Source organism: Leptolyngbya sp. Heron Island J, from assembly GCF_000482245.1.
In the GTDB taxonomy this organism is placed as follows: domain Bacteria; phylum Cyanobacteriota; class Cyanobacteriia; order Phormidesmidales; family Phormidesmidaceae; genus Leptothoe.
On the sequence record NZ_AWNH01000080.1, the window covers coordinates 62,676 to 83,861 of the forward strand.

16 protein-coding genes are annotated in these 21,186 nt (G+C 48.2%); 7 read left to right on the plus strand and 9 right to left on the minus strand.

The features are described 5' to 3' along the window. Positions 1 to 8: 8 nt before the first annotated feature. The 4 genes from N836_RS62500 (at position 9) to N836_RS62515 (ending at position 3,837) form a co-directional block, all read left to right on the plus strand. Positions 9 to 680 (plus strand): alternative oxidase, encoded by a 672-nt coding sequence (locus N836_RS62500; protein WP_023074998.1) that lies wholly within the window; start codon positions 9 to 11, stop codon positions 678 to 680. 106 nt (positions 681 to 786) lie between these two features. Then, entirely contained in the window at positions 787 to 1,206 is a 420-nt protein-coding gene (locus N836_RS62505; protein ID WP_023074999.1) for a response regulator, read from the plus strand. Between the two features lie 136 nt (positions 1,207 to 1,342). Further along, complete coding sequence (gene acsF, locus N836_RS62510; RefSeq protein ID WP_023075000.1) at positions 1,343 to 2,413, plus strand: magnesium-protoporphyrin IX monomethyl ester (oxidative) cyclase; 1,071 nt, start codon at positions 1,343 to 1,345, stop codon at positions 2,411 to 2,413. 173 nt (positions 2,414 to 2,586) lie between these two features. After that, complete coding sequence (locus N836_RS62515) at positions 2,587 to 3,837, plus strand: L-lactate MFS transporter (protein WP_023075001.1); 1,251 nt, start codon at positions 2,587 to 2,589, stop codon at positions 3,835 to 3,837. 60 nt (positions 3,838 to 3,897) lie between these two features. On the opposite strand, the gene N836_RS62520 is transcribed toward N836_RS62515, so the two are convergent. Continuing rightward, the gene (locus N836_RS62520) at positions 3,898 to 4,965 is read right to left on the minus strand and encodes a potassium channel family protein (RefSeq protein ID WP_023075002.1); all 1,068 of its coding nucleotides are present in this window, start codon (positions 4,963 to 4,965) and stop codon (positions 3,898 to 3,900) included. Positions 4,966 to 5,244: 279 nt separating this feature from the next. Between N836_RS62520 and N836_RS62525 the strand changes: the two genes are divergently transcribed. Further along, positions 5,245 to 7,980, plus strand: coding sequence for a cation-transporting P-type ATPase (locus N836_RS62525; protein WP_023075003.1), 2,736 nt, complete (start codon positions 5,245 to 5,247; stop codon positions 7,978 to 7,980). Positions 7,981 to 8,433: 453 nt separating this feature from the next. On the opposite strand, the gene N836_RS62530 is transcribed toward N836_RS62525, so the two are convergent. Beyond that, on the minus strand, positions 8,434 to 9,138 hold the full coding sequence (locus tag N836_RS62530; protein WP_023075004.1) for a DUF4079 domain-containing protein: 705 nt from the start codon (positions 9,136 to 9,138) through the stop codon (positions 8,434 to 8,436). 287 nt (positions 9,139 to 9,425) lie between these two features. Between N836_RS62530 and N836_RS62535 the strand changes: the two genes are divergently transcribed. Further along, positions 9,426 to 11,690 (plus strand): glycosyltransferase family 2 protein, encoded by a 2,265-nt coding sequence (locus tag N836_RS62535; RefSeq protein WP_036054182.1) that lies wholly within the window; start codon positions 9,426 to 9,428, stop codon positions 11,688 to 11,690. On the opposite strand, the gene N836_RS62540 is transcribed toward N836_RS62535, so the two are convergent. The 3 genes from N836_RS62540 to N836_RS62550 all read right to left on the minus strand — a co-directional run bounded on the left by N836_RS62540 (position 11,613) and on the right by N836_RS62550 (position 16,522). Beyond that, positions 11,613 to 12,758 (minus strand): hypothetical protein, encoded by a 1,146-nt coding sequence (locus N836_RS62540; protein ID WP_023075006.1) that lies wholly within the window; start codon positions 12,756 to 12,758, stop codon positions 11,613 to 11,615. The genes N836_RS62535 and N836_RS62540 overlap by 78 nt on opposite strands. 422 nt (positions 12,759 to 13,180) lie before the next feature. Then, a complete protein-coding gene (locus tag N836_RS62545; RefSeq protein WP_023075007.1) occupies positions 13,181 to 14,782 on the minus strand; it encodes a glycosyltransferase family 39 protein in 1,602 nt (533 codons plus the stop codon). A gap of 99 nt (positions 14,783 to 14,881) precedes the next feature. Then, positions 14,882 to 16,522, minus strand: a complete 1,641-nt coding sequence (locus tag N836_RS62550; RefSeq protein WP_031293647.1) for an FAD-binding domain-containing protein — start codon at positions 16,520 to 16,522, stop codon at positions 14,882 to 14,884. A 159-nt stretch (positions 16,523 to 16,681) separates the two neighbouring features. On the opposite strand from N836_RS62550, the gene N836_RS73715 reads away from it, so the two are divergent. Beyond that, entirely contained in the window at positions 16,682 to 17,182 is a 501-nt protein-coding gene (locus N836_RS73715; protein WP_023075009.1) for a hypothetical protein, read from the plus strand. Positions 17,183 to 17,265: 83 nt separating this feature from the next. Here N836_RS73715 and N836_RS62555 read toward each other — a convergent pair whose 3' ends face one another. From N836_RS62555 to murC, 4 genes are all read right to left on the minus strand, one after another. Continuing rightward, a complete protein-coding gene (locus tag N836_RS62555; RefSeq protein ID WP_023075010.1) occupies positions 17,266 to 17,733 on the minus strand; it encodes a low molecular weight protein-tyrosine-phosphatase in 468 nt (155 codons plus the stop codon). Between the two features lie 92 nt (positions 17,734 to 17,825). Then, on the minus strand, positions 17,826 to 18,170 hold the full coding sequence (locus N836_RS62560; RefSeq protein ID WP_023075011.1) for a YbaB/EbfC family nucleoid-associated protein: 345 nt from the start codon (positions 18,168 to 18,170) through the stop codon (positions 17,826 to 17,828). A 237-nt stretch (positions 18,171 to 18,407) separates the two neighbouring features. Next, positions 18,408 to 19,319, minus strand: coding sequence for a UDP-N-acetylmuramate dehydrogenase (gene murB, locus N836_RS62565; RefSeq protein WP_023075012.1), 912 nt, complete (start codon positions 19,317 to 19,319; stop codon positions 18,408 to 18,410). Between the two features lie 76 nt (positions 19,320 to 19,395). After that, positions 19,396 to 20,847 (minus strand): UDP-N-acetylmuramate--L-alanine ligase, encoded by a 1,452-nt coding sequence (gene murC / locus N836_RS62570; protein ID WP_031293652.1) that lies wholly within the window; start codon positions 20,845 to 20,847, stop codon positions 19,396 to 19,398. Between the last annotated feature and the right edge of the window lie 339 nt (positions 20,848 to 21,186).

Consider the following 21,186-nt stretch of genomic DNA (forward strand, 5'->3'; position numbering starts at 1 on the left):
GCTTTAGCATGATTAGACTATTGGTTGGCATACTGGTCTTTGTCATTAATGTTGTCTATCGAAACCGCCCTTATCCACGATTTTATGTTCTTGAAACAGTTGCTCGTGTTCCTTACTTCTCCTATTTATCGGTCTTACACCTCTACGAAACGCTTGGATGGTGGCGTAAAATAGATTGGCTGAAAGTTCATTTTGCTGAATCTTGGAATGAGTTGCATCACCTGTTAATCATGGAAGAGCTAGGAGGTGATGGACGCTGGATCGATCGATTTTTGGCTCGTCATACAGCCTTGCTTTACTACTGGATTGTGATCGGGCTCTATTTAGTAGCACCTAATGCTGCTTATAACTTTATGGAGCTAGTTGAACAGCATGCCTATGCAAGCTATGACAAGTTTTTGATCCAGGAAGAAACTCATCTCAAAACCCTACCTGCCCCTCAAGTTGCCATTGATTATTACCGAGATGGCGATCTCTACATGTTTGATGAGTTTCAAACAGCTCAGCCACCGGCCCAACGTCGACCCGAGATCAACAATCTCTATGATGTTTTTGTTGCCATTCGTGATGACGAGATGGAACATGTCAAAACAATGGTCGCCTGTCAACAGCCTGATGCTCACCTGCAATTTAGCAGTCCTCACACCCCTCAACTACAGACTGAAGTTGCTGGCAACTAAGCCATAACTAAAAAGATTCAGCCTGCTCCACAATGACAAAAAAACACTGGCTCTATTGCATTTATCAGCAGGGCCAGTGTATACCTCTATTCAAAGGAGCCCCCCTATGGCTAAATCTCTATTTCAAACCACCAGACATATTCTAGTGATTACTCCAGTTGAAGATATGGAAGTGATTCTACGGTTGAGTCTTGAATTAATCGCCAACGCCCACATTTCAACTGTCTCTACAATTACCCAAGCAATTGGTATTGCTACAGTTTACCAGCCCGATCTGTTGTTATTAGATACTGATGTCATTCAAGAGTACCAGTTGTTTGTTTTGAGATCAGTTCCCGTGCTACGGCAAACCCCGATGATTTTTCTTGTTCCCCGCGTGCGAACCAGTGATCGACAACAAAGTGAACGATTAGGAATCAACAGCATTTTGGCAAAACCATTTGACCCATCCGAACTCATAAAACAAGTAAATATCAGCTTAAGGTGTGCGTCTATTTCACCATTGATGGCTACAAGCAATGCTTAATTAAGTTTACTCTGACCGCAACAATAGCAGTAGATTAAGTTTTAGCATTGGGGCACCAATACTCTAGTATCTGGTTTGCTTTTCTCTTTATAATGCCCACAAAGCTATAAACAGACATTGGAGACATCAAAACGCTATGGTCAGCACCACATCGTCCTCAGCTAAGGTTGCCGCCAGTCAAAAATCGCAGGTTGAAGAGAATTTACTGACGCCTCGTTTTTACACGACAGACTTTGAAAAAGCGGCTAATTTAGATCTTTCTGAAGGGGAAGTGGATTTACAGGCAATGTTGTCCGAGATGAGGGCTGATTACAATCGCCATCATTTTGTTCGTAATGATGCTTTTAAGCAGACATGGGACCACATTCAGGGGGAAGAGCGACAAGCGTTTATCGACTATCTAGAACGCTCATGTGTTTCAGAATTCTCAGGTTTTTTGTTATTTAAGGAGTTGTCGCGTAAGCTCAAGGGACGCAGCCCAATACTGGCAGAAATGTTTTCGTTGATGGCCCGCGATGAAGCTCGCCATGCCGGTTTTCTCAATAAGGCCATGGCAGATTTTAATATCTCATTAGATCTTGGTAAGCTTACTAAAAAACGAGATTATACGTTTTTCCCGGTGGAGTGGGTTATCTATGCCGTGTACCTATCAGAGAAAATTGGCTACTGGCGCTATATTTTGATCCATCGTCATTTGGAACAGCATCCCGAAAATCGCTTTTATCCGTTGTTTAACTACTTTGAAAGCTGGTGTCAGGACGAGAATCGCCACGGAGATATTTTTAAAGCATTGTTGCGATCGCAGCCCAACATGTGGAAAACCTGGCAGTCTCGCCTCTGGAGCCGCTTTTTCCTGCTCTCTGTTTTTGCCACCCATAGCCTCACCGTCCACGAGCGCACCAAATTTTACGAAATGCTTGGTCTCGACGCCACCCAGTTTGACACCGACGTCATTCGCGAGACGAATAACACTTCAGCTCGTGCTTTCCCGGTAATTCTCGATGTTGATCATCCCGAATTCTTTAAGCGCCTCGATCGCTGCGCTGCCCGCAATCTAAAAATGAAAACCATTGCCGAAAGTGCAGCTCCTAAGGTGTGGAAGTTCTTGCGCAAGGTTTCTTTGGTGGCTGGTACGGTCGGAGACCTGCTGCGTCTATATTTAATCCCTGCCATTGATGCCGAGGCAATTAGAGCCACAGTTCGTTAACACAGGTCGGGCAGTGCAGGGTCATGGTAGATGCTACATAAAGTTCTGCGATCGCACCCTTAACAAAATAGGAAGATATTCTATTGATTCGGTGAACGCTAGTCAAAATACAGTTCTGTAGGTTGAACACGTCCATAATTCAGAAGCATTCAGTGAGGACGACAGAAATAGCCATGGAGATTGCTGATAATACGTCGAGGCTAACCGTGCTGGGCTTACCCGCAGAGCAAGGAAGGTGGTTATTTATCCCTTTGGGCATGGTGATTTTGCTGTGTTCCGGTAGTGTTTACTCCTGGAGTATTTTTAGAACACCTCTAGAAAATGAGCTAAATATTAGTGCAACAGCCAGCTTGTTACCATACACCTTTGTGCTTATTTTCTATGCTGTTTTTGTGCTAGTTACAGGTGCCTATATCCCTCGGTTTGGCGTTCGATTAGTAACAATAATTGGGGGGATTATAGTGGGCTGTGGCTATATTCTTTCCAGCTTTGCCACACATGTTGGAGTTTTAACATTTACCTATGGCGTGATTGCGGGTACTGGCGTTGGTATTACCTATGGGGTACCCATGGTGGTGGCTGCTCAGTGGTTCCCAGACAGAAAGGGATTAGCGGTGGGCGCAACGATTGTGGGCTTTGGGCTCTCTCCTCTAATCACAGCACCTCTAGCGAATTACTTCATTGATACCTACACGGTAAGACCGACGCTACGGCTCCTGGGTATTATCTTTATGGTGATTATTCTAGGCATTGCCGCTTTGCTCAAGTTGCCACCTCAGGGCTGGCAACCACGTCACTATCAGCTAGCTTCAGGATCCATTGACAGACGCCGCTATCCGTCTCGTTTACTTAAAAGTCAATCGTTTTATGGTCTATGGATCTGCTATTGCATTGGTACTTTGATTGGTTTAAGTGCTATCGGTATTTCTGGCCCGGTCGGAGAGGAGATTATCAAGATTAAGCCAGAGTTGGCGGCCAGCAGTGTGGCGCTATTTGCACTCTTTAATGGATTCAGTCGGCCTCTGTTTGGTTGGCTGTGCGATCGCATTAAACCCCACTATGTAGCCATTGGCTCCTACACCTTATCAATGATTGCCTGTTTGTTAATGTTAGGGGCTCAACAAGGCCAGGTTCTCACCTACCTGATTGCCTTCTGTATATTTTGGTTTTGTTTAGGTGGCTGGTTAGCTATGGCTCCGACCATAACGCTACAGTTTTTTGACCCTAATCGGTATGCTCAAAATTATGGCATTGTCTTCACAGCCTATGGTGTAGGTGCACTGCTTGGCACAGTGGCCACTGGACAAATTCGAGATTGGTTAGGGACCTATCTCTATGTGTTTTATCCCATGGCTTTGTTGGCAATAGTGGGCATTTTTACGGCAGGGGCAATGCTCAAACGCGAAGTAGGAAATCTCAGATAAAGTCTCAAGAGCATGGATGAGTTCGCGGCTTGATCAGGTTATCCTCTGAATCAGCAACGGCTAGTATTGTCGACGAATTGGGCCAAGAATTTGGTTTAGTCGATATAGCTCATCGGACGAGCCGAGGGCGATCACCAGATCCCCAGAACAGAGGACAGTATCAGCATTCGGGCCGACAATTAGGGAATTATCGGCTCGACGAATGGCCAGAATTAAGGCCCCTGATTTCATTCTTAACTTAGTTTCTCCAAGAGTTTTACCAATTTGGGGACAATGTTCTGGAGAAATCAGAAATTCTTCTATATAGACAGTGCGATCTGCGCCCGTGAGAATACCATCTAAAAAGTCGACAACTTGAGGACGTAAAGCGGCGGCAGCCATGCGCTTCCCCCCCGTAATGTAGGGAGAAACAACCACGTCTGCACCACCTCGCTGCAGTTTTTGAACAGCTTCTTCAGTACTGGCCCGAGCAATGGCTCGAACATTCGGAGCAAGGGTTTTGGCGGAGAGAACTGTATATAAATTCTCGGCATCAGAGGGCAGCGCCGCGACTAAACCACAGGCTCGTTCAATGCCTACTTGCAAGAGAACATGATCCAGGGTGGCATCTCCTTGAAAGGTGATAAATCCCATCTGCTGAGCAGCTTGAATCGAAGCCTCATGGGAGTCCACTACAATAAATGGGATTGTCTCAATTGAAAACTCGGTGGCAACTTGCCGTCCGGTGCGGCCAAATCCACAGATGATGTAATGGCTTGTTAAGGATTGCATAAGCTTACGGCGCTGTCTTAAGCGAATACCGGACTGTAAGTGTCCTTGAATTAGAGCTTCTGTAAAACAATTTAAGATATAGGCGATGACAACAACGCCCATTAAAATCAAGATAATGGTAAATAATCGCCCTCTGGCACCCAAGGGCTGAACTTCGGCAAACCCCACTGTTGCTAGGGTGATGACAGACATGTAGGCTGCATCTAACCAGGTCCATCCTTCAATCACTCTGTACCAGAAAATGCCTGTGATCACTACACAACCAAGTGCGATCGCCCCACCTAATAGATGCCGTCGGGTTCGTTGATACGTTTCTTCAATATGTGAATCAGACAGGGATGAACGGGGTGAGCGCATAAATGTTTTTAGCGTTGCTGATCCAAATATAATTTTCTTTTAAGGATGTGACTGTATAGCGTTTCTAATCGATTGCTTTATCCTTTAAACCAGCCCTGGCTATTGTTTACTTAAATTTAACTAACGCCAATAAGAGCTGCAACCTTACGTTTTCCCGAAGAACTATAGGCATTTCTATCATCACGATGCATTTCTTTTATTATCATGAGATTTTACGTTTGTTAGCATTAGTTTGCAGCGGTAGAAATACTCTCTGCTGCTGCTGCTGCAGGAGTAAACATGTCAACCCAATCACAATCGCACGCATTTCACCATCTCTCTAGTCAACAAACAATTGACTTTTTCCATAGCAATATAGAAAAGGGATTAACGGCAGAAGACATTGCCACACGTTACGAAACCTATGGTTGGAACGAGCTGATTGTAAAGCCTGGGCAACCGGCCTGGCTTAAGTTTTTATTGCAGTTTCACCAGCCACTTCTCTATATTCTGTTGATTGCAGGTGCTGTTAAGGCGTCTCTCGGCTCATTGACCAATGCCGCTGTCATCTGGGGAGTGACTGTTCTCAATGCTGTCATTGGCTATGTGCAAGAAGCTAAAGCGGAAGGGGCAATTGCCTCGTTAGCCCAAGCTGTGGTTACTGAAACTACGGTTCTGCGCGATGGACAGCTATTGCAAGTGCCTTCACGAGATTTGGTGCCAGGAGATATCGTATTACTGACTTCTGGGGATAAGGTGCCTGCAGACGTCCGGCTGGTGCAAACGCGTAATTTGCAGATTGATGAGTCTGCCTTAACTGGAGAATCTGTACCTGTTGAAAAATCTACTCAGTCGTTGGCAACGGATACGGTATTAGCGGAACGGACTAATATGGCCTATGCGGGTAGTTTTGTCACCTTTGGGCAGGGCCGGGGGGTGATTGTTGCGATCGCAAACGCTACAGAAGTTGGCAAAATATCCCAGTCCATGGAGGAGCGAACTAACCTCAGCACCCCACTGACCCGCAAGTTTGCTCGATTCAGCCGCATTTTACTCTACGGCATTCTGACCCTGGCTACCCTCACCTTCACCATTGGTTTAGCCCAGGGAGAAACCTGGGTCTACATGTTTGAAGCCGCTGTTGCATTAGCAGTCAGTGCAATTCCCGAAGGATTACCAGCCGTTGTCACCATCACCCTGGCCATTGGCGTTAATCGCATGGCCCAGCGACATGCCATCATCCGTAAACTGCCAGCCGTTGAATCCCTAGGCAGCGCCACGATCGTTTGCTCCGACAAGACCGGCACGCTAACAGAAAACCAAATGACCGTGCAGGCAATCTATGCAGGCAGACAACATTATCAAGTCAGTGGTGGCGGATATAGCCCCAAAGGTGAGATTACTAAAGCTGGTCACAACAACAAGCAAACGCCTTTTGAAGATGGATTACCCCAGGCAATAGAGACTTGTTTAACCGCCGGCGTCTTATGTAATGATAGTCAGCTCAAACACACCGGAGAACATTGGGTTGTCATCGGAGATCCAACAGAAGGAGCCTTGATTACTTCAGCGGCTAAGGCCGACTTGAGCCAGGCTGGTCTGGCAGCCACCAATCCTCGTTTAGATTCAATCCCATTTGAATCCGAGTATCAGTATATGGCCAGCCTACATGATGCTGAGTCTCGCGTCATTTATGTTAAAGGCTCAGTTGAGGCTCTTTTGAGTCGGTGTACCCATATGGTAGATTTCTCTGGGCAGATCATTCCTCTAGAGCGAGAAGAGATTGATCAAGCAGTGAACTTGATGACAGCCCAAGCATTACGAGTACTAGCTTTTGCCCAGAAACGTGTAGAGCCTCATCAGCATGCCATCGACCATGATCACATTGAAACTGATCTAGTCTTTTTAGGATTGCAGGGTATGATCGATCCCCCTCGTCCTGAAGCGATCGCCGCTGTACATAGCTGTCAGACGGCTGGTATTCAAATCAAGATGATTACCGGCGACCATATTGCAACAGCTCAGGCCATTGCCCAGCGCATGGGTATTCAAAAGACAGCCGCTGTCCTGGCATTTGAAGGGCAGAAGCTAGCCACCATGGACGATTTTGAATTGTCTCAAGCCGTGAGCGCTGGAGATGTATTTGCCAGGGTTGCCCCAGCCCAGAAACTACGATTGGTAGAAGCACTCCAGACCAAAGGTGAAATTGTTGCCATGACCGGCGATGGGGTCAATGATGCCCCAGCCCTCAAGCAAGCCGACATTGGTATTGCCATGGGCAAAGGTGGCACTGAGGTAGCCAGAGAAGCCGCAGATATGTTGCTAACAGATGACAACTTTGCCTCCATTGAAGCCGCAGTCGAAGAAGGTCGCACCGTTTATCAAAATTTACGCAAGGCTATTGCCTTTCTCTTGCCCGTCAATGGCGGAGAATCCATGACTATCTTGATCAGTGCTCTATTGGCCAGGGATCTGCCGATTCTCTCACTCCAGGTGCTTTGGCTAAACATGATCAACTCTCTGACCATGACGGTGCCTCTGGCGTTTGAGCCCAAGTCAAATGGGAGTATGCAACAGCCTCCGCGTCACCCGAAAGAGCCTCTCATTACCCGAAAATTATTGCACCGTATTTTGCTGGTTTCGCTGTTTAACTGGATCTTAATCTTCGGTATGTTTGAATGGGCAAAATTCACCACTGGCGATGTTGCGATCGCCCGTACAATGGCAATCCAATCGCTAGTCGCCGCTCGCATTGTTTATTTACTAAGTATTAGCCAGTTAGGAATTAGTCTGCTCAGCTTTGCGCGTCGCCGGTGTACATCGATTACCAATGCACCTATCTTGCTGTTAGGGATTGCAGGTGCTGTTGTATTGCAAATTGTATTTAGTCAGTGGTCCGTGATGAATACGCTATTTGAGACTGCTCCTCTCACCTGGAACCAGTGGCTTATTTGTTTGCTACCCATGGTGCCGATGATCCCTTGGGCCATTATGGCCAACTTAATCGATCCATCCCATAAATCTAAAGCTGTTTGAAAAAACGCCCAGGGGGATGACGTGTGATCGAGCCGACAGAACCCTGGGCGACAATTTTAGCTCGACGCGAGCTCGACAATGCTCGTCAAGCGATCGCAGAGGATATGGATTGAGCCTATGAAACCGCAAAGACAGATTCGACCGACGCTGGCTAGGCAGACGATGCGAGAGTTAGCACCAGGGTAATCGGTGACAACTAAAGCGCGAAAATAACAGGACAAACAACCTAGAGGCCTAAAACAGTTGGTTAGTATTAACACCCACGGCAAGCGTTAGTCTTTTTACCAACTTTCCAAGCACAGATTGATTGCCCTGTTTTTCGCTTTTACTTGAGCGCACAAGGGTTTTAACAGAGCTTTGTCCAGGGATTTCTAAAGTCACAGGCTGAGCAAACCATAACTTTAAAAAGACAGGTACATAGCTTCACACAAGCAGAAACACAAGCAGAATCCCCTAGCCACCACAGGTTTTATTGACAAAATCACAGCCAAACACAAAGGGCTCTTGCCAGCTTAATGGAATTTCTAACAGATCCCGTGTGCCTGTAATTCCTTGGCCAATAAACAACAAGAGTGCAATGCAGTTCAAGGCAATGTGCACCTTGCGCCAGGTCTTTGATTTATAAATCTCGGGCAAAATAGCCAGTGAAATAATCATCAACGTTGCTGCTACCATGCCGTAGTAATAGTGCGATACCTGCCATTCATAGGTGCGACGAAAGACGCCATCCTGACTCCCTAAAATCCATAGCCCCGCCGTTGAAAGGGCGGCAAACACACCCCGCCATAGCTTTTGTGGTGCCGTTGCCCGATACAAACATACTACTGAGGCAATGGTAAACAAAAACATGATGGCGATAAATATCACCGTACCTTGGGGCACCGGGCTATCGGTGGCGGCTTTTTTGACGATGTTTTTGATAATTGGATGGCCAACACCTACTAAGGTCAATCCGACTACAGATCCCGTTAGCCACTTGCCTAAGTTGACATGCTCTTTACCCACAATCGGTGGAATCTTTGATTTTTCTTTGGCTTGCACCGTTAACCGTCGCTGCCGAGTTTGGTTAGCAAAGTAGGTCACCATACCAATAAGCGGGAATACCACACTTACCGCCAGTATCGGATGCATGAGTCTAAGCCAATCGTTGATGGTCATCGTTCTTCTCGCGTTGGGGTAAATATCTGCGACAGGACCACTGTAAACGCAGTATAAAATCGCTGCATGATGAAAATAAAAATACTGGCTGATGATCAGCTGAAAAGTTTAATGGTGACAATTCACAGATATCTCAGCAAATTTTCAGTTCGGTATGCAACCTATTAAACAGTCGGTGTAGGACCGATACGTATAAATTGAATCTGGAATAAGTCCATATTCGTACCTTATTCGTAGCGTTATATAGACCTAATTACAGCAATACGTGTCAACTCATGGAAGAATCGATGGTTCGGAGCGGTAAGTCTCCACTGCAGCGACCGCTTTCTATTTCGAGTGCTACGGGGGTGATGATAGCCATCGTTGCGATCGCATTCGCCCTGGCCCTGGCCTGGTTTACCGGCGAAGGACAAATCGGCAGAATTTTCGCCCAGCTCAACCTGCTGCAGCAATCGCCACCCATGTGGCTAGAAGCGCCTATGGTAGCAGGCCACTACTTGATTTTTCCAACGGTGGCTCTGTTTCTGTTTGCAGTAGCCATTACCCGCATCTCTCCTCAACCAAAACCCTGGTCTCGGGCTCTGGTGGTGGCAGTGTTGCTCATTTTGGTGGGCCGATATGTGACCTGGCGTACGTTATCCACTCTCAATTTTGATGATCCCCTCAACGGCCTGGCTAGTACCTCGCTGTTTGTGATGGAGATGCTAGGGCTACTGGTGAGTATTATTCAGCTGGTCTTGCTACTGCGGGTGCGAGATCGTCATGCCCAGGCCGATCAGATGCAGTTGGCGGTGATGGATCAGACATTTTTGCCCTCGGTGGCGGTATTTATTCCCACCTATGATGAGCCGGAGTTTATTTTGCGGCGTACCATCATCGGCTGCCAGGCAATGGATTATCCCAGTAAAACGGTGTATTTGCTGGATGATACCCGACGGCCTGATATTAAAAAATTGGCGGAGACTCTGGGTTGTGAGTATGTCACGAGGTCTACTAATGACCATGCTAAGGCGGGAAATTTGAACAATGCGATCGCAAACACCAACAGCGAACTCATTGTCTCCTTTGACGCTGACTTTGTACCCACCCGTAACTTTCTCCTGCGTACCGTCGGTTTTTTCCAGGACCCCACCGTTGCCCTGGTACAAACCCCCCAGAGTTTTTACAATCCAGACCCAATTGCCCGTAACCTGGGTCTAGAAGATGTTCTCACCCCCGAAGAAGAAGTCTTCTATCGACAAATTCAGCCCATGCGAGACGGCGTCGGCAGTGTTGTCTGCTCGGGTACCTCGTTTGTTGCCCGTCGCAGTGCCCTAGAAGGGGCCGGCGGATTTGTCACTGATTCTCTGAGTGAAGACTACTTTACAGCGGTGCGGCTTGCTTCCAAGGGCCACAAAATCATATATCTAGACGAAAAATTAAGTGCGGGTTTGGCAGCTGAAAATATTACAGCCCATGCCATCCAGCGACTGCGCTGGGCGAGAGGCACGCTACAGTCCTTTTTTATTGAAACTAATCCGCTAACAATTCCAGGACTGAAGTTGATTCAGCGTTTGGGGCATTTAGAAGGCATTTTGCACTGGTTTACCAGCATATCGCGTATCATATTTTTGATTTCGCCGCTATTCTACTCGTTTGGGGTGATTCCTATTCGCTCTACCCCCGAGGAAATCATCTATTTCTTTTTGCCATACTACTTTGTTCAAATTACGGTTTTTTCCTGGCTAAATCACCATTCTCGATCCGCAATTCTCTCAGATGTTTACTCCCTGGTGCTGGCCTTTCCCCTAGCAGTCACTGTGGTCCAGGCAATGCTATCGCCTTTTGGCACTGGTTTTAAGGTCACCCCCAAGGGCACATCGAGTCAGGGATTCCGGTTTAACTGGAGTTTAGCCTGGCCGTTGATGTTGATGTTTGTGCTCACCGCCTGTAGCATCTGGTTAAATTTGGGAGAATGTTTAGCAAGAGGCAACTGGGCATTAGAAGTCACCCCAGAAACCGCCGCTCACCTGCGCGGTCTGGGCATTGGTTGGATCTGGAGCCTGTACAACCTGATGATGCTAGGAGCCGCATTGCTGGTGCTGCTAGATGTGCCCCGCCCCAACCCCTATGATTGGTTTGATCTACGCCGGGTAGTGCGATTGCAAATTGGTGATAATGCCGACGGTCGGATCTGGTGGGGCACAACAACGGCCATTTCAGAAATCGGTGCGACCATCACTCTCACCCAGCGGGGGTTACCTCAATTAGCTCCTGGTGAAACTCGTCCCATCCAACTTTCCATTAGCGAAGATCTATTCAGCCTGCAGGGCATACTGACCCGGATCGGTAATGACGGCGAATTTCCCTGTGTCACTGTACAGTTTCAGAATGTTACTTTGTCACAAAGCCGCAGATTAGTGGAGCTGCTGTACTGTCGCCCTGGACAGTGGAAACGCTGGAATACCCCTGGAGAACTCCAGTCCCTATGGATTTTAGTCAAAACCCTTTTCCGACCCCGAGTCTTGACAGGGGACGTCCGGATTAAAGCCATGACCGTTGCCAAGGGATAATTTCTCCATAACTTGGTTGCTATGGTTGAACACCAGCATCATATTCTCGACACAGGGGGCAACCAAATTAAGCTCGTGGGGCTCTAAACAGCTCAGTACCTTATCGGTCAGCAGCTGAGCCCCCCTGAGAGTCATTTCCCAGGGAATACCGATATGAGCGTAAACCACACGGCATAAAACGACGAGTTCTTCTTTGATCACCCTGGTATGCCCCTGCAAAAAACTGAGCCATAGATAGACTTGGAACATATCAAAGTCTCGCAAAGACGAATGCTTGACCTCTGGATGTTCGAGTCGACCACGACGGGTATGGTGGTAAGGAAAATCATGACTCCATTGGGTATAGGTTGCCAATGAAATTTCCGCCATCATGGGCACCATCCGCTCGACTATGCCAAATATTGGCGTACCGTTTCTGTGGTGCAACGCAGCCCCACACATTCTCTGCCATGGCATGGCCATATGATCTTCGAGGAACTTGAAATAAGCGCCCAATAACGCTCGCTCTAATGGGTCTAAACTTTTTAGTAATAACGCATTGGTTAAGTTGATTTGGGTGGTCATAAACCCAAGGGATTTCTCATCGTTTGAGCCAGCGCTTTTGGCTTGTAACTCATCTATAGACGGTGCTAAAACACTGGCCAACTCACTGATATTAGGCACCTTATAGAGCTGTCCCAAACGCTCCAAAGGCAAATGCTCTAGTTCCCATTCTGAAATGGCGAAAACGGTTGTATGTGTCTGATAAAACTCCAAAAGCTGTAAGTAAATACGACTGGTTACCTGGGCTAGGCTCGTAATTTCCTGGAGATCAAAATCGTCAAAATGAACATAAAAATCTTTTGACCTAATTGCTGCTAACTTACAAGCTTCAACGATCTGCTGGCTGTTTAATGTCGCAGATATCCCCCTGGCAGCTGGCGTTTGCAATAGCTGATATATCTCATCAATAATCAAAGATCTTGCACTGGAGGCGAGTATAGAAAAATCAGGACGATAGCGTGCAGCCCAAACATCAACTAATCGATTTACTGTTGCTGTCTGGGGGCGATGAGAGCTACTTATCATAGTTGAATAATCGTTGATGTGTAGAGCAGTATGTCTGCCAACTCGATGGGACGATTAAGCGGAATAATCTAAGACGCAACCTTGTTGTAATCTGCACTAGTGAGGCATAAAACAACCTGCTTTGAATACTGAAAACACCCAAAAAAACCGCTGTGACCGCGTCTTTATTCAAATTAGTCTGATTGACTACAACAAACAGAACGTTTTACCAAAAGTTAGTAGAATGTTCGCACCCTCTTTATCAAGCTGAGTGCATGTAAATCAAAAATTGTTGTTTTGAACCAGGATTGCTTGAGGTTATTTTTTGCACTACTCTAGATCCCACAAATCCTCAATCGAGGAGTTCAAAACACTTGAGGAGAATTTCCTTGAGCTTTATAACAGGGGTATCTATGTTGTTTATGTTTTTTTGAGAGAGATGATTATTCTAGTCGCCAGAGGGGGTAATCTCCTGCAGCCAAAACAGGAGATCTGCCGGTTTTGGCTGCGATCGCAGCTAATAACTCTCCATTAGCATAGGGAACAAAATAGTCGCTATAGCCTGTCGGTATCTCAGGTAATTGTCCAGGCTTAAACAACACAAAGGTCGTATCAGTAGGGACCGCATAGCTTAACGAAATCATATTTCCCAGCCCCGTCGCCCCCAGTTCAGCAATAACTAGCGGCTCTTTTGTTTGTCGAATCAAACTCCCCATGGTGTTGTTGTGATAGTCAATATTTTTGTTCCACCAGGTAAATGAAGCCGCACTCAGGGTGCCAGAGACTAAACCTACCACCAACAAAGTGGCCCAAATACCTTGGCCCCAGAGCCGGTAGAAACCACGGTCTGACAGCATCAGCTGCCGCAACCACCCCGCTAAGATTAAGGTCACCGTTAACAACGACGGCATAAAATAACGGGTGCTCACTGATAACTGACCACCGTTGATCAAATCGGGAAGGATAAGCCCTAAAGCAGGTATCATTAGCATGGTGACACAAAAGGCCAGGGTCGTTGGTGGTGTCACCAACAGTAACTGCCACAGTGCGATCAACACCAGGATCAACACCATCAGCGGCACCCCATAGGTGTATGGATGCTCCAACGGTAAGCCCAAATCAACCACCGTTGAACTCAAATGCAGCCCCCAAAATTTAACCAGCTGTCCCAGGGGTTGCCGAAATGAGGTCCACTCTGTTACAGACTCTAATTTAGCTCTGTTGTTTAGAATAATAACCAGCCAGGGTATAAAGGTAACAAATGCTCCCCCTAGGGCGATCGCAAACCGCTGCCAATGTTGTCGCGAACCACTAATCAAGACATACAGACTGTGGGCGGCAACCACAAAAACACTCAGCAATGTGGTGTACAGCATCAGAGACATGCTGATGCTGTAAAGTCCCCACTGTTGTAACGCCACAGTTTTAGGAGAACGTACTACGACAGCACTGCTGGAGTATCGATGATTAGACGATCGGAGCGCTTTGAGCAAACAGCCATTGGCCAACAAAATTAGACAGGCCCATAGGCTATATTCTCGGGCTTCTTGGGCGTAGAGTAGCTGAATGGGAGATAGTGCCATTAAACAGGTGCCAATCAGACCTGACCAATGATCTTGCCAGAGTTGTTGGCAGGTCCAATAGGTTAACGGCAGTAGCCCTAGCCCAAACACTATCGCCAATGCTCGAAATGAAGTGATTGAAGGCCCCCAAATACCGACCCATAATCGCTCTAATACATAAAACAGCGGTGGATGTTCAGGATGACTGACAAGCGCCGACCAGGTATCGCCCCAGCGTCTGGATTCTGGGAATTGCTGCAGTGATTGCAAATCAGCAGCAGAGACTATGGGCTCGTTGAGAAGTTGCGTTTCAATAGTTTTGCCAGAATGCCCTAACACACGAATTGTCGTGTATACCTCATCATGCCAGTAAACTTTGTGGGCAGCATTTGTGCAGCGCAAACCAATGCCCAACAACAGGCAGACAATAAAAAAGATTTGTAATCGCTTTTTTACGACTGCAATCGAACGAGAACTAACCACGGCTTAGGTTTGCAACTGGTTGCAACCATTGAGTTGTTAAGTTATCCAGCATACGCTACTTTTCTGGCACTCGCAGCTACATGCATCTCCTAGCTGCTGCTAAAGCAGGCTCAATTGCTGTAAATCCGATGAAAACTTAGAATTTCGTCGTCGAATTTTGGGCGGAGTAATATTAACGTGAGCCACAAACCATGTACGCAGCTCACGACATTGTTGGGCATCCAAACTATCTAAGTCTAAGGCGGTTGGGAATAGCTGGGGAGCCTTGATTTTGGCCCAGCTGACCTCACTGACATAGCGTTCGGCCCCAAACGGTAAGATGCTCTCAGGCATGGGGCTCAGATAAGTCACAATGTTGTCGGTATTTAAGAACGCATTCCGCTGTTGTTCTAATTGTTGTACGCGTTGCGATCGCCTCTGGCGATAATCCAACATTGGTGGCGGATAGCCTTGAGTTGGCGGTGGAGCTCCCAGTTGTTCCGGGGCCAGGTGGGCCAATTCTGGTACCCAGCGTTTAATAAACAATCCCTCTGGATCACAGCGATCGACCGCGACCTGCTGAGGGTTATAAATCCTTGTCCAGGTCTTATCAACACAGTGGGTCACACCCGACTGCATTGCCCACTGATAGTGATCAATGGGACAGTCCCCATCGATCAGGTGGCGCATAAAATGCAGCGCTCCATAGCGCCAGTCCATCCCCAACAGGTTGCTGAGAAAGCTGGCATAGATGGCTCGAGTCCGAAAATTTAGGGACAGATAGCCCCCAGTGGCCTGCAGACAGCGAGCAGCGGCGTCCACAATAGGGAACCCGGTCTGGCCCTGTTGCCAGGCTTGATACAGGTTTTCATCAAAAGCCCAGCCGTCGCTGTCGAAAATGCTGTAAAGCGATCGCAGCTCCAACTGCGGTAAATAACGAAACCGCTGAGTAAACCCATTCCCCCACCGTAGCCGGGAGATCAGCTGATGATAGCTACGTTGAATCCGGCGATCGCCCCGGTCATCGGCTCGCTGAATCGTCTGTACACATTCACGCACAGAAATCGCCCCAAATTTAATGTGGGGGCTGAGCCCCGTCGTAATTTCAGCACTGGGATAGGACAGCTGCCAATAGTATCGAGCAGCTTTTTCTACTAAAAACTGCTGTAGCAGCTGTCGGGCAAACCGAGTACTCCCTTGGGGAATCGGTTTGCCATCTAAACAATGACCTAACTGCTCTAAACCCGGTAACGGCTCACTGATCACCTCAGATGGCACAGTTACCTGAGCTGGAGCAGGCACGACAGGAGTCGCCATCTCCTGATACCACCACTGGCGATATTGAGGATAGTCCATCAACTCAGCACGGCTGGCAGGAGGCTCAAACCAGCGAATTTTTATCTGTTGGGCAGCTAACGCCTGATTGAGTCGGGCATCGCGCACTCGCCCATAAATGCGCTCACAGTCTGTGTAGCTGTAAATCCCCTCTGCTTGAGTTTCTTTAACTAGGCGAGGTAATACCTCTACCGGGTCACCGCTCCGCAGAATTAAACATCCGCCTAAACGCCGCAAATCCTGCTGAAGATGTCGCAAACAGTCCACCATAAAACTCACCCGAGCGGCTCCGGTTTCTGGATGCTGCAATAGCGAGGGATCAAACACAAACACCGGCACCACTGCACCACGTCGGGCAGCTCGATAAAGCGGCTCATGGTCATATATGCGTAGGTCACGGCGAAACCACACCACTGTTCGATTCACAGCTGCCTCCCCCCGAGCCACTGACAGCCAGGCACTGCTGGGGCTCGCTACAATTCGCTGACTAAATGATAAAAACTTTTTTGATTGCTAGCTGCAAACTCAAGTGGATTTAGTTCAAGTGTACTATTATTGACTCACAGCCTCTAGAACGTTTGTCCTATGAACCAGTCTCGTCCCTATGCATCACCCAAGCGTCCCGCTCCCAGGCCCACCTATCATGTTAAACCCCGTGCCAGACGGCGGCAGCGCACACAGCCCCAGACCTGGCTGCTTGGCAGCCTGGCTTTAGCGGCCTTAGCCCTAGTTCCCCAAGACCTCTGGTCTCAACTATCGATGCCGATTTCTACTCGGTCTACTCAGTCACAGTCTGCACAACCGTGGCAGCTGAGCCGTACCAGTACAAATCAGACCTGCCAGACCATGGCCAATGCTGACCAGCGGCTGTCCCGCGCTCAGCTCACCCAATTTTTATCGATTGCTCAAAATTCATCCCAGGCAAACGTGCATGAGACCATTGCGCCACCCTATTGCGTCCTCTCCAAAGCCCATGAAGCCAATCAACGTGAAGCATACCCTCTAGCATTCGACCCAGAAACCTGGTTTGTCGTTAAGTATGAGCAGGGTCTTTACAAGGGCTATGACTTTGTCTTTCAGCCATAGGGACTTAACGCTTTGAGCATACTCTTTCATAAAACTTGAGTTGGGTTAGCAGATCGACCGCCACTCACAACGCATTGATTCCCCTATACCTCAAGTTCCTGTAGCAAACCACTACAGGCATCCATCAATAAATCAATCACATAGTCAAACCCGTCGGCACCACCATAGTAAGGATCTGGCACTTCGCGATCGGGATACTCCTGGCAGTAGTCACACATACGCTTGACCTTGTGTGCGTATTTTCCAGCGGGATCAAGTGCCAAAATATTGCGATAGTTGCTGTTGTCCATGGCCAACACTAGATCAAACTGATCAAAGTCTGCCGCTGTGAACTGACGAGCGCTACCTATCAGTCGAATTCCCCGCTTTTGGGCGGCAGCTCTCATGCGACCGTCGGGGGGGCTACCGATGTGATAGCTGGATGTGCCGGCAGAGTCGCAGGTTATCTGCGATTGCAGACGCCGCTGCTCCAATAGATAGTTCATGATATTTTCCGCCGATGGGGAGCGGCAAATATTGCCCAGACACACAAATAACAGTCGGGTTGTCATGACAAACGCTCAATGAACAAATAAAACTAGACATGTAAAAACGACTAGCGATGGAGACGCTAGCCGCTAGGAAATTATCTATGGCGACGGTTTTAGAGGCCAGGCAGCTGTAAACCACCGGTCAGTTCTTCCATCCGTTCCCGCATGGTTTCGGTTGATTTAATATAGGCATCGCGCATGGCAGCTGACACCAGGTCAGAAAGCACCTCTGCTCCTTCGTTCATGGCTTCAGGAGAAATAGAAACCCGTTTGGGTTCTTGATTGCCACTGAGGATAACCTTAACCAAGCCACCGCCCGATTGGCCTTCAATTTCCATTAGTTCCAGTTCTTCCTGGAGCTTTTTAGCGCCTTCTTGAACTTGCTGAGCCTTTTTAAAGGCTTCGCTCAGCTCTTTCATTTTTCCAAGACCGAAGCCAAAACCTTGCCCTTTGCTCATAATCGGCGGCGTGATTTTACTAAATTAACTGTCAAACTATACGTCGCCTTGGCGGGAATTGCAATCTTTAGCGGGAACAGTGATGGGTTCAGACTGGAGTTAGAGCAGCTAAAGGCAGTGGGGAATGGACAGTGGGAAGTAGGATATTGATTAAGTTAGGCCACAAATTCAGAGTCTGGAGTGAAAGTTTCTATCGGCTAGAAATAATTTATGGAGCAGGCTATCCTAGTCTTAGAGTTAAACTGTCTGAAAATCTCCTAAAATCTGCACCTCGGGCCTCAGCTGTAACGACCATTTGTCGTCCACAATGGCCTGAATATGGCGAATTAGATTAAAGATATCGCTAGCGGTTGCGCCACCACAGTTGAGAATAAAGTTGGCGTGGCGTTCAGCTACTTGGGCCTGCCCCAGCTTGAAGCCCTTCAAACCTGAGTTTTCAATCAGCCAGCCAGCGCTCTTGGGCTGGGGATTGCGAAATACACTGCCGCAGCTGGGTAAGTGATAGGGCTGGGTAGTACGACGCTGTTCTAAATCCGCTGAGGTCTCGGCCCGTACCACCTGGGGGTCGTGACCAGGTTGTAGCTGAAAGGTGGCTTGGGTGACAATGCGAGGGTCAGCCTGCAGGATAGAGGTTCGATACTGGAACTGCAGCTGGTCAGGGGTGAGGGTTTCTAGAGTGCCGTCAGGGTTAAGGACATCGGTGCTGACTAAAATTTCTTGGGTATCGCTGCCATGGGCTCCAGCATTCATAACGACGGCCCCACCAACGGTGCCTGGAATGCCGACAGTCCATACCAATCCTCTCCATCCTCGCTTGGCTACTTTCCAAGCCAGTGTGGCCATGGGCATACCGGCGGCAGCAGTGACTTGCCCCGCTTGATCAAACTCGGTTTGTCGTAGATAACGCGTACAGATCACCAGACCTGGCAAACCGCGATCGCTAATTAACAAATTAGAGCCTGCCCCCAGACGGGTAATCGGCAACCCTTCAGCATTTGCCCACTGGACACAAGCCTGCAGCTCACTGACGCTGCGGGGGGCCGCAAACCATTCAGCCGGGCCACCTACCTTGAAGGTGGTCAGGGTTGCTAGCGGATACTGAGCCTGAGCGACACAACCTGTACTCGTTAATTGCTTTTCAATGGCCATGGCTAAAAATTCGGATTAGGAAGGATTGTTGCTAGCCGAAATTTTTATCTTGGCATAACATGGCCGCTTAACTGTCCTAAACACTTGTCAGAGCAGCATGTTCGGCTTGTTCGGCTTGGTAGGTCATCACCTCTGGAATCACCTGGTTTAAGTTGCCAGCAGTGAGAAAAATCACCAGATCACCCGGCTGTAACACTGTGGCTAGTCGGGCTTTTACGTCGTCCAGTGTGGCCGCATAGCTGACCTGAGTGTGGTGTTCACCAATGGCGCTGGTGACATCTTCTCCCGTAATTCCCGATGTATTTTTCTCGCCGGCACTATAAACATCGGTGACAACGACATGATCGGCATTGGTAAAAGCCGTTGAAAATTCCTGTAGTAGGGTAGTAATCCGACTGTAGCGATGGGGTTGAAACACGGCTACTACACGGCGTTGATTAACCCCTTCCAAAATCTCGGTGCTTTTTACCTTGGCTGCTGCCAGGGTCACTTTAATCTCGCTGGGGTGGTGGGCGTAGTCATCAACAAACAAAATGTTGTTATGAAAACCCCGATGGTCAAACCGACGCTTAGCGCCTTTGAAGGTAGCCATAATTGACGCGATCGCATCAAACTCTACCCCCAACCGTCGAGCCACCGCAATCGCCGCTAGAGCATTACTCAAATTATGACGTCCCAGAATGGCCAGATGTAATTCTCCAATGCGCTGGCCCCGTTCCCAAATCTCTGCCGTTGTCCCCTGAGCTGTCTCACAAATATCGGTGGCAATGTAATCCGCCCCTGACTCCGGTCGCAGACTGTAGGTAATCGTAGGTTGAATTTGGCTCAGCACCGTCTCGCAATCAGCGCTGCCAATCACCACATCACACTGCTGAGCAAAGTGCTTAAAAATACCAACAACCTCATCCAGGGTGCTGTAATGGTCCGGATGGTCTAACTCAATATTGGTGATGATACCCATCGCCGCTGACAGCTTTACCAGCGAGCCATCCGACTCATCAGCCTCAGCCACCATGTAATCGCTGGTACCGACGTAGGCATTTCCCTGCCAAGTCGCCACTTCACCACCGATAACAATAGACGGATCAATACCAGCCTTGAGGAGCAGATAGCCTACCATACTGCTGGTGGTGGTTTTACCATGGGTGCCTGCGATCGCAATCCCCTGGGTTTGATTCATCAAGGCCGCCAAAATATCAGAGCGATGAAACATAGGACAACCAGCATCCAACGCCGCCTTATATTCAGGATTGCTGGGGCCAATCGCCGTAGAGCACACTACTTGAGGCAGCTTGACTTCACCCGTAGTCAGCTGCTGAGTCGCCTGGGCAATATTCTCGGCTTCCTGACTCCAAAAAATACGCACCCCCTGCTTTTGCAGACGACGCGTAATGTGCGTTAAACGAGAGTCAGACCCCGATACCGGTAGCTGTCGCTGCGCCAACACATGGGCCAGGGCAGACATACCAATCCCCCCCACACCAATAAAGTGAAATGGCCTGCCACCAAAATCGACTGCCATTGGCATAAAACTCACCTCACACACCACACACGGACATTTCAGGCGTATGATACCAGGAATCTATAGGATGGCTACACACTCACCTACCAGCGTTCGCGATTTTGCGTAATTTATTGCGCACCTCCTCTTAAACCCAGAGCTAGTCTTGCCCAGGCAGAATTGCTACTGACTTTGTCAGAACTTCACGTAGATTCGCGAGACTGACTTGTAAGCCAATACCGTGAGCAATTATACTTAATCCCAACACAGAACGATAATCCATTGGTCAGGCTCGGGAGTCAATTGATCCTACAGACTTAAACAGGCTTGACTGTAACATCTATGATCCTGGGCCGTTCAGACAAT